Genomic DNA, 13407 nt, shown 5'->3' with positions numbered 1-13407 from the left:
GGAGGGATCAGGGGTAAAATTCAGGTACTTTTTCCCTGAAAATTAGGTAACTGACTACCTCAAAATCGGTAAAACCCTACACCCCACACCCCACACCCCACACCCTGCCCCCACCAACAAACTTTTTCAGCAGACCCTAAATAGCAGTTATCAGTTATCAGTGATCAGTTTTAAGTTTTGAGTGATACTAAATCCGGTTATTAAAAACTGGTTATTTATTCCCCCTTTTGCCTTTTGCCGTTCGGCTGTCCTGATATATAGCCTATACTCAACGGATTTAGTATTATTCCGCCATCCGACGGGCATCGGTGGGGGACAAGAAATTAGTCTATTAGGAGTTTACCAAAATGTCAGAAGACAGATTAGAGCGGATCGAGAAAATAGTGGAATCGAACGCTCGCGCTATTCAAGCCCTAGCTGATGCCGTCGCTAGTGACCGCGAAGAACGCAAACAGGAGAAAAAAGGGCTTTACGATTACCTAGCTCGAATAGCAAGCGCACAATCAGATTTTTATGAGACTCAAGCCGATTTTTACCGGCATCTAGAGAGAATGGATGATCGACACGCTCAAATGATTGAAATCATCCGACAGATTAACGAGAACAGAAGCGATCAAGCCTAACCTCTAGAAGTTGCCCGTAGGCACGGCTACGGGCTTAATTAAGCCCGTAGATAGGGCTTGCTGAATAAATCTTAAAACCTTGTTGGATAAGACTTTTAGACCTTTTGTCAATCAAAAAGTACCGGATATGGGAGTGGTCGGGGGGGAAATTCAGGTACTTTTCCCCTGAAAATTAGGTAATTGGCCACCTCAAAACCGGTAAAAACCCACACCCCACACCCCACACCCCACACCCCACACCCTGCCCCCACCAACAAACTTTTTCAGCAAACCCTAGATATTTTGATAATGAACGCTATAGCAGTTTTCATCAGAATGAGGCATGGGCAAGGAGCTTAAGTCCTTTGTTGGCAAAACTTGTCGATAAGTACCTAGGCAAAATTAATTACACATATCTAACCCCGCTCTTGCCTCTTGCCTCTTGCCTCTTGCCTATCTTCACTAGGAAATTAATTTTGCACGACTACTTACCTCAATAACGTGAAAAGCGCTATAAATAGCAGTTTCCCGGTCTCTTTTCTCTGTTTACTGGACGGCTACGCCGTGCCTTTGGCAACACTGAAAAAGGCGGGATCGGCCGGGATCGAACCGGCGGCCTAGTGCTTAGGAGGCACTCGCTCTATCCAACTGAGCTACGACCCCAATTTTTTCCCTAACCATGATAAGACATCCACGGCTAAATTGCTGATTGCCATGGATTATTTAGGTTTTTTTTGGGGGGGGTAATCTCGACTAATCCAGCAGAATAAGGCCTCGATACCCACCCCCTTTTTTGTTTTATGGCCGCAACCTTGGCAGTATGTTAATTTTATTTGCCCTTGAGGGCTTTTTGAAAATTCTTGCGGTAGGCGGGATTAACAGCCAACAGAAGCGGCCAGAACAGTGTTAGAGCTAAACGATTGGGTAAACTGGAACTAAAGTTAGTGCTTCTGTACCCATTCCAGAATTTCCAACCACCGACACCATAAAAAATTATTAAGATAAAAACAACGAGTCTCATGCCATCTCATCCTTGAATTTAGACAATTCACACCTCCCATTTTAAGCTTGGGTTTTGCCGACTTGGGAAAAGAAAATATTGTCCTGAATCCGGGAGACAGTGTTAGAATGCCGGTTAGGAACTAGCTCGATCGAGATAGGAAAACTAAAGCCAGAATTTGAAAAAAATATTTAAAAACGGCGAAAAGATAGCCTTGGGAGGAAGTTATGCGAGCGGTACTAATGGCAGGTGGTTCGGGGACAAGATTACGTCCGCTTACTTGTGATCTTCCCAAACCGATGGTCCCGATTCTCAACCGTCCGATCGCCGAACATATTATTAATTTACTGCGAAAGCATGACATTACTGAAATTATCACCACCCTGCACTATCTCCCCGATGTCATGCGCGACTACTTTCAAGACGGCAGCGACTTTGGGGTAAAAATCACCTACGCTGTCGAGGAGGATCAACCCCTAGGCACCGCAGGATGTGTGAAAAATATTGCCGAATGGTTAGATGATACCTTTCTGGTGATTAGTGGCGATAGTATCACTGATTTTGACCTGCAAAAAGCGATCGCATTCCATAAAAGCAAAAACTCGAAAGCAACCCTCGTCCTGACGCGGGTTCCCAATCCGATCGAGTTTGGGGTAGTGATTACCGACAAAGAAGGCAGAATTCGCCGTTTTATCGAAAAACCATCCACCAGCGAGATTTTTTCCGATACTGTCAACACCGGAACTTATATTCTCGAACCAGAAGTCCTCGATTATCTCCCCTACAAAGAAGAATCCGACTTTTCTAAAGATTTGTTTCCGCTGCTGCTGCAAAGGGGCGAACCTATGTATGGTTATGTGGCCGATGGTTATTGGTGCGATGTCGGTCATCTGGAGGCCTACCGAGAAGCGCAATACGACGCTTTATCTGGCAAAGTTAACCTAGAATTTCCCTATCGAGAAAAATCCCCCGGGGTATGGGTCGGCACTAATACCTATATCGATCCTAGTGCCCAGATCGAGGCACCGGCCATGATCGGCAATCATTGCCGTATTGGTGCAAATGTTCTGATCGAGAGGGGTTCGGTTATCGGCGATAATGTCACCATCGGTGCTGGGTCCGATCTGAAACGTCCCATCCTCTGGAATGGTGTGGTGATCGGGGATGAGGTCAATTTAGCCGCTTGTACGATCGCTAGGGGAACCAGAATCGATCGACGGGCCCAGGTACACGAAGGTGCGGTGATCGGACAATTATCGATCGTCGGGGAAGAAGCGCAGATCAATTCCGGGGTCAGAGTCTGGCCGAGTAAACAGATCGAATCGGGAGCCATCCTCAATATTAACCTGATTTGGGGAAATACTGCCCATAAAAACCTCTTTGGTCAACGAGGAGTATCGGGACTTGCTAACATCGATATCACGCCCGAATTCGCCGTTAAACTGGGGGCAGCCTACGGTTCTATTCTGAAACCGGGGTCAACGGTAATCGTCTCCCGGGATCAACGTAGTGTCTCGCGCATGGTCAGTCGATCGCTGATTGCCGGTTTAATGTCCGTGGGGGTGAATATCCAAAACCTACAAGCGAATGCTTTACCGATTTCGCGGACTTTAGTGTCTAAATTAAACGTAGTCGGTGGCATTCACGTCCGTATCCATCCCGATCGCCCGGATTTTCTCTTAATCGAGTTTTTAGACGAAAAAGGGATTAATGTTTCCAAAGCGAGGGAAAAGAAAATCGAAGGGGCCTATTTCAAGGAAGATTTGCGACGGGTGGGAATGCAGGACATCGGCAGTATGTCCTATCCGGCTGATATTCTCGATAATTACCGCAAAACCTTTGAAACTCAGCTAAATGTGGAGGCTATTCGCAATAGTAGCTCCAAAATCGTCATTGATTACGCCTACGGAGTCTCGGGAGCAATTTTACCAGAATTACTGGCTAAATTTGGCTGTGATGCCGTAGTTCTCAATGCCAGTTTACGTCAGAATGCCCTTTCCATGCAGGAAAGAGAGTTACTAATCCATCAATTGGGCCATGTGGTGGAGGCCCTGAAAGCGAACTTAGGCGTACAAGTTTCGGCCAACGGGGAACAATTAGTCCTCGTCGATGAGAGTGGTTTATCGATTCGCGGGGAACAATTAACTGCTCTAATGGTGAATACAATTCTGACCGCCCATCCTCGCGGTACAGTGGTAGTGCCGGTTCATGCTTCTAGTGCCGTGGAACAGATCGCACGTCGTCACGATGGCCGGGTGGTGCGGACAAAAGCCAGTCCTAGCGCTTTAATGGAAGGATGTCAAACCAATCCTAATGTGGTTTTAGGAGGCTCTGGGCAAACTGGCTTTATTTTTCCGCAATTACATCCCGGTTTCGATGCCATGTTCAGCGTGGCGAAACTTTTGGAGATGTTAACCATTCAGGAACGTTCTCTAGCTCAGGTGCGGGCCGAGTTACCGCGCATTTACAATAAGAATACGGCGGTGCGTTGTCCTTGGAAAGTCAAGGGATCCTTGATGCGCTATCTGGTGGAAACTCACGCTACCGATAATCTAGAGTTAATCGATGGGGTGAAGGTGATTAATCCCCTCAATGATGACTGGGTATTGATTTTACCCGATGCTGGAGAACCTTTAGTGCATATCTATGCTAACAGTGAGCAGCGGGAATGGGTCGATCGGACAATTAAAGAATATCGTCATCGTGTCCAGCATTTCGTCGAACATTACCAGGGCGAAATAGTGATGATTTAGGATTTTTTTGCCCTATTAGCCCCCGAAACTTGACTATGAGGATTTTTTTGACCTAAAAGGTGTCCTAGCCCTGTAAATGCTCATTTTTCCCGCAAAAGCAAGGCGATTCGATCGGCCGCTGCCTCACCGGTGCGGATCGCTCCCTCAAAAAATCCTGGCCAGCGATCAGCCATTTCTGAGCCGGCCCAGTGAATCGGTCCAACGGGAGTAAAAAGAGCCTCGCCGAAACTTGTCCAGACTCCGGGGGGCATAAAAGCGGCATAGGCGCCACCAGTCCAGGGATCCCCGGGCCAATCCACCTCATCGTAACTGATCGGGAAAAGAGCCTCTTGACCGAAATAAATAGCTAAATCCGAGAGGACGGCGGCACGACGCGCTGGACTACTCATGGAGCGCCAACGAATATAGCGATCGCCAACCACAAAGGTGGCGATTACCCCGACGCCGGTTTCGGGATCGGAACTATCGGCACAGAGTTCCAACCATTGACAATTCCCCTGAGAAACTCCCGCTAGTCCCTGTTTTCGCCAGAAAGGTTGCTCGTAGGAAATCAGGACTTTAGCGCAGCATCCCATCGGTACTCGTTGGGTTAGTTGTTCTCGCTGGGGTGGCAGCGGGGGATGATAAATAATGCGGCCGGCAAGATGGGGCGGCATGGCAATGATGGCAAATTTGGCGGTAAAAGTATTCTGGCTGGTTTCTACGGTCACGCCGGCCGAGTCATAATTAAGGCGAAAAACTGGTTCCCCCAGTCGAATTCGCTCTCCTAACTCCGCCGCGATCTTGTCGGGAATTTGTCCGGCTCCGCCATGGATCAGTTCGGCTTCTGGATGTTCGGCCTGAGGGGCGCAATTTTGTCCCCAAAGAACGTGCAGCAGTGAGACTTGGTTGGGTTCGGCCGGCCCGAGAAAACCCACTGCACGCGCCATATAAGCAAAATACCATTGACCAAAATCTGTGCTGGTGTTTTCTTCAATCCACTGGGCAAAAGTTTTACTGTCTAGTTTTTTGGTGTGATCGTTGCTTTGGGGATAACCGGAAGGTAGGGTTTTGGCTAGTTCTTGAAAACGCGCCCATGCTGACATCGCATCTTGCCATTCTGCCGCGCCGATATCGGGTACTTCTCCCTCGTGGAAACCTTGAAAAAAACCATTGAATTCATAGCGTTTGTTGTTAAAGACTAGGACGGTTTTTCCCTGATTGGGAGAGGGAAAACGACGTATTTTATACTCATCAAGGAGGGCTAAAAAACGCTCTTGGGTTGGACCCACCCACTGACCACCTCGATCGATCCACTGTCCGGAGGGGAGATATTGACCAGACATTCTACCACCGTAACGATTTCGCGCTTCGATCACCAGAACTTGATGACCTTGCCTCTGGAGATTCCGCGCGGCGATTAATCCTGCTAATCCCGCCCCGACAACGATACAATCATAGCTAGTCCACTGGAGATTTGTCATGATTTTAGCTCCACAGAATATTTTATAATTAACAATTATTATTTTCCCCGATTTTTCCCTCAGTTTCTCTATCCATTGGCTCTTTTGATTAAATTATCTGCTGCTATCAATGTTTGATCTTCTTAGCGATCGCTTAAGCCAACACCTAGAACAAATTGTCCGAGAAAGAAACCCTTTTTTCTCTAGTCAAGGACATTTTTATGTGCGAGAATACCTGCGGCAAGAGTTAGGCAATTGGGGAAAGGTTGAATCACATTTTTTCCCTTTTCGGGGAAAAGTTTACGAAAATTTAATCTTGGATTTGCCTAACAACAGTCAAAAACCTCCGATTTTAATTGGCGCTCATTATGACACGGTGCCGGGGTCGCCGGGGGCTGACGATAACGCCACGGGATTAGCGGTATTATTAGAATTAGCCAGGTTTTTTGGGGAGAATCAGGCTAATTATCCAATTCGTTTAATTGCCTTCGATCTAGAAGAATACGGATTACTGGGGAGCATTGCCTACGCAGAAAAATTAAAACAAACTAAGCAGGATTTAAGGTTAATGTTATCCTTAGAAATGCTCGGTTACTGTGATAAAAATCCCCATTCTCAAAAATATCCAGCTTTTCTAGAACATTTTTACCCCAACACTGGGGATTTTATCGCTTTGATTGGCAATCTCAAAACCCGCGAGGATTTAAAATTTCTCAGTCGAGTCCTGCGAGAAAATCAAACTCCCTGCGAATGGTTGCCCGTAATTTTTGGAGGTTATATCGTCCCCGATACTCGACGCAGCGATCATTCTCCTTTTTGGAGTCGCGGTTATTCGGCAATTATGGTGACAGATACGGCTAATATGCGTAATCCCTATTATCATAGTTCTCGGGATACAATCGCTACTTTAGACTTAAATTTCCTAACACGAGTCTGTCAAGGTCTCTGTTTTGGATTGCAATCTTTACCGATGAGATAAAAGTTAGCGTTAGCGTAACGCACCAATCCCAGTTAGAAACCCAACATTATTGACGACATTGGTGTGGTTGGGTTTCGCTCAAGCGTCACTAATATTTGACAGACAAAAGTTATTATTGCTCAACCCAACCTACTACTTAAGTCACTTGTCTTGGCAAAATTAAAATCTATCCCGTGTTTTTCCCTATCAATGTTGTTCTTTCGATCATCTCACTCAAACTGGATTTTTTGTACTTCACCGCCGAACAATTTTTAAAAATTCCCTTGGTGTAACGATCTCTGTTTTCCCATAGCGTTGCAGTATAAGCAAATCATTGTAACCAGTAATGAGATAGCGTGCTTCCCCACTGGTTGCCAGATTTAGGAATTTATTATCGTCTCGATCTCGGCAAATTTCAGTGTGGTCAGTAGGTCTAATCAGCAGCGAAACTTCCAAAATTCTTACTAGCAGTTGTCGGCGCTGCTCCAGTGTAATGTACCTCTCGAACTTTGGGAGAAGAAGTTTTGTGACCAACTCGCCTATGGTTGCGGGACTTTGCAGAATAATAAAGTTATTAATCGCGTATTCTACAGCCAAAGCTGGTGTTGTCGTACTGCTTAAGGCGAAGCTTATCAAGACGTTCGTATCGATAACTATGGGTTCACGATTCATCTACTAAAAGCTCTTCCAACTTCTCATCAGTCAATCCCTGACTCTTGGCATAAGCACGAATTTCATTGACCACTTCCATCAAGGCTTGGATGGTTTCTTCCTGTTCGTTTCCCGTCATCTCATGATTCTCGATGGTGAAATCGACACACGCATGAGCAGACAAACCTAACTGCTCGATCGCTGTGGGAATCTCGCTAATTTTAACGTTTCGGATCGTTGCTTTCATCGAAAATTTTGGGTCTGAAACCCCGTCGTAGAACGACGGCTTTACTGTTAAATATGAGCATCGTTTACGAAATATATGCTAAAATGTGAGGTTGAGTGCGGTTGGGTTTCGCTTAAGCGTCGCTAATAGTAGTATCCTAACATCGGCAACAAATAAACCTCCGCAAACCATCTGTAACCATTGCTGGCGAACAGAATTTCGTTGGACGATCAGTAATGTGGTCAAAACATTTATCATAGGGCGTTGACATATTTTTCCCTCCGAATCATATATCATCTTAACCGTTCAGAGGGCGGTTATCAAGCCGCCATTAGTTTTGTAATGGGGATTTATGTCCCGCTCCAAAAACTTTTCGCCTTAAGGCGAGGTTTTAGACCCGATTTTTTCGATAAAAGCAGACCACGGAGGAATTTTTCCTGGCACTAAAGCTCTGCAAGAATTATCACTTTAAGCGGTGACATTTTCTGTTTCTGCTGGTTGAATTTCTGGCATTTCTACTTTAATTAAACTCACTCTAGCACGATAAAGTAGTTTTTCCCCATGACGATACCCCCGATAACGAACTAAAACGGGTGTACCTATTTCTGCTTGACCATCGATCAATTGATGGATTTGCGGATCGTAACCGACATGATCACCGACACTGTCAATTGGTTGCACTCCCCAGCGCTCCAGTAACTGCATAATCGGTTTAACTAGGGAGAGGATTTTGACGGCTGCTAGGTCGGGATTTTTGCGGGCAACGGCCTCGGCCGTGGGCCATTGAACTAACCAAGATTCGATCGCTTCGATGCTTTGACGTTGAAATTCTGCGGCTAATTCTTCTTTTTGCTTGTCTAATTTTTGCTGTAAATTTTGATACTCTTGTTCGAGAATTTTTAATTCCCCTGAACGATCCTCTGTCCCCATCGTCGGGATTTGAAAATGAGCGAGGAGATCGCTAACTGGCAGCTGCAGCGCATTAGCTAATTTCACCAAAGATTCAGAGGATAATTTGGCGATTAAGCCATGGCGAACTCTCTGCAATTGCCAAGAAGATAGACCCGATAACCGACTCAATTCTTCCAGATTTTTACAGCCAATTTTTGCCATTAACTGCTCTAATTTTTGCCGATGATATTTATATAAGGACTCATTCATGGGACTTCTCAGCTTAAGCGATGTGTTTAGCTAAAACAGATTTAGGAGCGCGACGAACTCGACAGAGAATTGTTTCTTTACCGAGACTCTGATGAGCGGCAAAGCGATGGCAACCAGAAAAACCGTAGTAGTTACCATCCACCTCCAAAACATCGATCGGTTCTCGTAATCCCTCCTCAGCGATCGATTGCATCAACTGATTAACTGTTTCGGGATCGGTTTGTCGCGGTAAAGGACGACGAATTTGGGACAGAGGAATGTTTTTAATTTCCATAGTGTCTTCACTATAGCACATTTAGGCTAAACTGAAGATAAGTTGACTCGGTTGCTGATGCAGTGGTCTGCCTCGCTGCCGGCAGTTTTCTTAACACAGACAAGATTTTATCACTCAATTCCCTCCTTTGCTGACTATGACTATTCCTCCTATCAATGAAAAGATTATCCGGCAAAATAGCACCAATGCTTCCTATCAGCGCGGTCAATATTATTACGATAAAGGTGCAGTTATTTCTCTTTGGCAACGGGGGCAAAATCTACAAGCTTTAGTGAGTGGTAGTGAGGTTAAACCCTATCGAGTTGCCATAGATTTTAACCAAGAAAACCTTGAAAATGTCTCCTGTTCCTGTCCCTACGATTACGAGGGTTGGTGTAAGCATATTGTGGCAGTTTTATTAACCTGTTCTCGCCAACCAGAATTAATTATCAAAAAAGCCTCTCTAGAGGAGTTATTGACACCGATCGATGAAAGTAAATTAAGAAAATTGCTTAATCATTTAGTGGCTAAACACCCAGAAATTATCAAGACAATTGATAAGTTTTTAGTGCCAGCTACCCCAGTTAATAAAGCGGCAGGTAAGATAACTATTAATGTCAAAGCTTATCGTAATACTGTCCGTAATGAACTGAGGCAATCCCTGCGAGCGATCAAAGAAGATTACTACGAAGAAGATCCAATTTCTGATGAAATTTATGCCCTAGTGGATGAGGCCCAAGATTATTATCAAAAGGGAGAACCGGATAACGCAATCGCTATTTTAGAAGCAATTATTAGCGCCTGTATCGAGGAATGGGATGATTTAGAAGATTACGGTGCTGTCAATGATGATTTAAGTGCCAGAATCGATCGAGTTTTAACTGCAGCAATTTTAAGTAAAGAATTTAATCCCCAAGAAAAGCAAGATTTAAGGGAAAAGATCGAGCAATGGCAAGATGAATGGAGTGCCGATTTTGAGATGAGTTTAGCAGCCTTACAACAGGGATGGGATGATCCAATTTTAGAGAAGATTTTACGAGGAGAATCGGCTAATTTTTCAGAAATGTGGTCAGGGAATATCCCTTATTATGCCCAAACATTAACTTCTATTCGCTTAGAAATTTTCGAGCAACAGGAAAAAGATCAGGAGTATTTGAATCTAGCTTTAGCTTCAGGACAAGTGGTAGAATACCTAACTAAGTTAGTCTATCTTGATCGCATTGAGGAAGCGATGGCATCATCAAAAAACATGATAACTAAAAACGATGAAGCCTTCTTTTTTGCCAAAGCTTTACGCGATGAATCCGCTCCAGAATCCGCCCTAATAATTGCCAGGGGTGGTCTAAATTTCCCTGGGAATTATTATTATCAATTAGCTCTCTGGACAAGTGAACTAGCGCAATCTTTAGGGGATATAGATACAGCTTTGGCTGCTAGAATTAAGGCATTTCAAGACCAACCTTCCTTTTCCCATTACCAAAAAATTGAGTCTTTAGCGGGGGAAGATTGGCCAGATTTAAAATTAGACTTGTTAGATTACTTGCGCGAGTTTAGCGGTGGACGTTCCACAGAGGCTAAAATCGATATATTTCTCCACGAAAATTTAGTTAGAGATGCAATTAAAGTCGTTTCTGATAATTCCTATGTGCAGTCTCACCTAATTTGGCGGATAATGGATGCGGCTGCTACCGTCGATCCTAACTGGGTGATCGATCGCGCGTGTCCTCCTGCGGAAAAGATACTCGACGAAAAAAAGGCTGATCGCTACGAAGAAGCGATTAAATGGCTGAAAAAAGCTCGTAATGCCTTTTATATGTCAGGAAGACGGGAAGAATGGCAAACTTATCGGGAAAGTTTAATTAAGGAACACGGACGCAAATCGAAATTTATGGGGTTATTTAAATATCAGGATTTACAATAATTTAAGCTTCTAGCCGTCAGTTATCGGCTAAAACCGGGCTGTTTTTAGCTTGTAGAGCGGTAATTGTCCTAATCTTAGACCTAGTGACATTTCGGGGCAAAGTGGAGTATAATGGAAGATTGGTCTAAACTTATCTCCAGACTACTTATACTGAATATTCATTGTCAAAAAATATGACTGAAACTATTCGCTTTTTGATGTGTTCTCCCGATCATTACGATGTGGATTATGTGATTAATCCCTGGATGGAGGGCAACATTCACAAATCTTCCCAGGAAAAAGCTAGGCAACAATGGCAGCAGCTTTATCATGTTCTCAAAGATCGGGCGCTCGTGGATTTAGTCACACCAGAAAAAGGCTGGCCTGACATGGTTTTTACCGCTAATGCAGGTTTAGTTCTGGAAAAAACTGTAGTTCTCAGTCGCTTTTTACACAAAGAAAGACAGGGAGAAGAACCCTATTTTAAACAGTGGTTTGAAGATAACGGTTTTACGGTTCACGAACTGCCCAAAGATTTACCTTTTGAAGGTGCAGGAGACGCATTATTAGATCGGGAAGGACGTTGGTTATGGGCAGGATATGGCTTCAGAACTGAGTTAGATTCCCACCCTTTAATCGCTAAATGGCTCGATATCGAGGTTTTATCCCTACGTTTAATCGATGAACGTTTTTATCACCTTGATACCTGTTTTTGTCCCCTTAGTGGCGGTTATCTACTCTACTATCCCGATGCTTTTGATGCCTATTCTAATCGATTAATTGAGTTAAAAATTCCCGAAGAAAAACGCATTATCGTTGAAGAAGCCGATGCGGTTAACTTTGCTTGTAATGCAGTAAATATCGGTCAAGTAATCGTCATGAATAAAATTAGTGACGATTTACAACATAACTTAGCTGCAAAAGGGTTTGAAGTGGTACAAACTCCCCTAACGGAGTTTTTAAAAGCAGGAGGAGCCGCTAAATGTTTAACCCTGCGTACCACCGAACCCTTAATTCCAGACCATCACGCAAATGTCACCATTGAAAGTCGCATTCTCCAGCTAGAAGGTCATCTGCTCGACGCGGGAATTATGAATAAAGCTCTCGATGTTGTGGTGGGAAATGGGGGCAGCTTCAAGGTTTTAAACTTCACCTTAGGGATTGAGCGCCAAAGTACCTCCTCGGCCGAAGTGCGCGTTTCTGCACCCTCTCACGAGGTAATGGAGGAGATCATGGTACAATTGATCGACCTCGGTGCGGCCGCTCGTCCCCAAGAAATCTGTGATGTCAATACCGCAGTGGTGGCACAAGATGGGGTCGCTCCCGATGATTTTTATGTCAGCACCATCTATCCCACGGAAGTGCGGGTTAACTGTGAATGGGTGCGGGTGGAAAATCAACGCATGGATGCAGCCATCGTCGTCACTGAAAGTCCGGAAGGCAAAACGGCGAAATGTACTCTGCTGCGGGATTTAAAAGCTGGCGATCGCGTCATGGTGGGAGTTGAGGGCATCCGTACTATCCGACAGGCGGAATCCAGGGAACAACGCAACAGCACTCAGGAATTTACCTTTATGGGTGCGGGGGTTTCCAGCGAGCGCCGAGTCGAGTTAACCGTCGAGCAGATTGCCTGGGAAATGCGCCAAATTCGCGACCAGGGCGGTAAAGTGGCAGTAACGGCAGGTCCGGTGGTCATTCACACTGGAGGAGCGCAACATCTCTCCCGTTTAATCCGCGATGGTTACGTTCACGCTTTACTGGGGGGAAATGCGATCGCAGTTCACGACATGGAACAGGCGATCATGGGTACTTCTTTAGGGGTAGATATGCAGAAAGGCATCCCCGTGCGCGGTGGCCATCGTCACCACCTCAAGATTATCAACCTCATCCGTCGCCACGGCAGCATCGCCAAAGCTGTATCGGCCGGGGTATTGACAAAAGGCGTAATGTATGAATGCGTCAAGAATAATGTCCCCTTCAGTTTGGCCGGTTCAATTCGCGATGATGGTCCGCTTCCGGATACGGAGATGGATTTAATTAAAGCACAGGAAGAATATTCCCGCTTGATTCAAGGTGCAGACATGATTCTCATGCTCTCTAGTATGCTCCATTCCATCGGTGTGGGCAATATGACACCGGCGGGGGTAAAAATGGTCTGTGTTGATATTAACCCGGCCGTGGTGACAAAATTAAGCGATCGAGGTTCCGTAGAATCCGTGGGTATCGTCACCGATGTGGGTTTATTCCTGAGTCTGTTAACCCAACAGTTGGATAAGTTAACCCGTCCCTTGGTAGAAACGGTTTAAAAGCCAAAATAGATGGTTCTTCCGAACTTACACTGTAGAAAATTCCCCAAGCTCCCTCTCTGTCCAGCAATGCTCTAAAGTTGATAAATATCAATCTAACAAAAACTCAAAGCCCTATTTTACAAGCTTTACAAGCATGAGTTGTTGATAGTTTT

General features: G+C 45.0%; 12 protein-coding genes and 1 tRNA gene. 6 read left to right on the top strand and 7 right to left on the bottom strand.

Features of this window, described 5'->3' with window-relative positions; translation table 11 throughout:
* Window positions 1-347: 347 nt before the first annotated feature.
* Together IM485_RS09745 and IM485_RS09740 are read left to right on the top strand one after the other, a co-directional pair.
* A complete protein-coding gene (locus IM485_RS09745; RefSeq protein WP_002795807.1) occupies window positions 348-623 on the top strand; it encodes a hypothetical protein in 276 nt (91 codons plus the stop codon).
* A gap of 180 nt (window positions 624-803) precedes the next feature.
* Window positions 804-962: a hypothetical protein gene (locus tag IM485_RS09740; protein ID WP_287742716.1), complete on the top strand. Its 159-nt coding sequence runs from the start codon at window positions 804-806 to the stop codon at window positions 960-962.
* Window positions 963-1191: 229 nt separating this feature from the next.
* Here IM485_RS09740 and IM485_RS09735 read toward each other — a convergent pair.
* Together IM485_RS09735 and IM485_RS09730 are read right to left on the bottom strand one after the other, a co-directional pair.
* Window positions 1192-1265: transfer RNA gene (locus IM485_RS09735), tRNA-Arg, on the bottom strand.
* 166 nt (window positions 1266-1431) lie between these two features.
* A complete protein-coding gene (locus IM485_RS09730; protein WP_104396538.1) occupies window positions 1432-1623 on the bottom strand; it encodes a hypothetical protein in 192 nt (63 codons plus the stop codon).
* A 206-nt stretch (window positions 1624-1829) separates the two neighbouring features.
* On the opposite strand from IM485_RS09730, the gene IM485_RS09725 reads away from it, so the two are divergent.
* Window positions 1830-4355, top strand: coding sequence for a mannose-1-phosphate guanyltransferase (locus tag IM485_RS09725; RefSeq protein WP_104396537.1), 2526 nt, complete (start codon window positions 1830-1832; stop codon window positions 4353-4355).
* An 80-nt stretch (window positions 4356-4435) separates the two neighbouring features.
* Here IM485_RS09725 and IM485_RS09720 read toward each other — a convergent pair whose 3' ends face one another.
* Window positions 4436-5818 carry a flavin monoamine oxidase family protein gene (locus tag IM485_RS09720; RefSeq protein ID WP_287742712.1) on the bottom strand — a complete coding sequence of 461 codons (1383 nt, stop codon included), beginning with the start codon at window positions 5816-5818 and terminating at the stop codon, window positions 4436-4438.
* 109 nt (window positions 5819-5927) lie between these two features.
* Between IM485_RS09720 and IM485_RS09715 the strand changes: the two genes are divergently transcribed.
* Window positions 5928-6776: a M28 family metallopeptidase gene (locus tag IM485_RS09715; protein WP_104396535.1), complete on the top strand. Its 849-nt coding sequence runs from the start codon at window positions 5928-5930 to the stop codon at window positions 6774-6776.
* Window positions 6777-7010: 234 nt separating this feature from the next.
* Here IM485_RS09715 and IM485_RS09710 read toward each other — a convergent pair whose 3' ends face one another.
* The 4 genes from IM485_RS09710 to IM485_RS09695 all read right to left on the bottom strand — a co-directional run bounded on the left by IM485_RS09710 (window position 7011) and on the right by IM485_RS09695 (window position 9088).
* The gene (locus IM485_RS09710; RefSeq protein ID WP_104396534.1) at window positions 7011-7427 is read right to left on the bottom strand and encodes a putative toxin-antitoxin system toxin component, PIN family; all 417 of its coding nucleotides are present in this window, start codon (window positions 7425-7427) and stop codon (window positions 7011-7013) included.
* Window positions 7417-7653 (bottom strand): hypothetical protein, encoded by a 237-nt coding sequence (locus tag IM485_RS09705; RefSeq protein ID WP_104396533.1) that lies wholly within the window; start codon window positions 7651-7653, stop codon window positions 7417-7419. The genes IM485_RS09710 and IM485_RS09705 overlap by 11 nt, the downstream gene beginning before the upstream one ends.
* A 447-nt stretch (window positions 7654-8100) precedes the next feature.
* Entirely contained in the window at window positions 8101-8793 is a 693-nt protein-coding gene (locus tag IM485_RS09700) for a helix-turn-helix domain-containing protein (protein ID WP_104396532.1), read from the bottom strand.
* Window positions 8794-8806: 13 nt separating this feature from the next.
* Entirely contained in the window at window positions 8807-9088 is a 282-nt protein-coding gene (locus IM485_RS09695) for a ParB N-terminal domain-containing protein (protein WP_104396531.1), read from the bottom strand.
* Window positions 9089-9203: 115 nt separating this feature from the next.
* Between IM485_RS09695 and IM485_RS09690 the strand changes: the two genes are divergently transcribed.
* On the top strand, window positions 9204-10967 hold the full coding sequence (locus tag IM485_RS09690) for an SWIM zinc finger family protein (RefSeq protein ID WP_104396530.1): 1764 nt from the start codon (window positions 9204-9206) through the stop codon (window positions 10965-10967).
* A 173-nt stretch (window positions 10968-11140) separates the two neighbouring features.
* Window positions 11141-13252 carry a bifunctional arginine dihydrolase/ornithine cyclodeaminase gene (argZ, locus tag IM485_RS09685; protein ID WP_104396529.1) on the top strand — a complete coding sequence of 704 codons (2112 nt, stop codon included), beginning with the start codon at window positions 11141-11143 and terminating at the stop codon, window positions 13250-13252.
* Window positions 13253-13407: the final 155 nt, after the last annotated feature.

The sequence above is a fragment of the Microcystis sp. M169S2 genome (assembly GCF_020245865.1).
Lineage (GTDB): Bacteria > Cyanobacteriota > Cyanobacteriia > Cyanobacteriales > Microcystaceae > Microcystis > Microcystis ichthyoblabe_A.
This window is presented reverse-complemented; position numbering and strand designations above follow the sequence as displayed.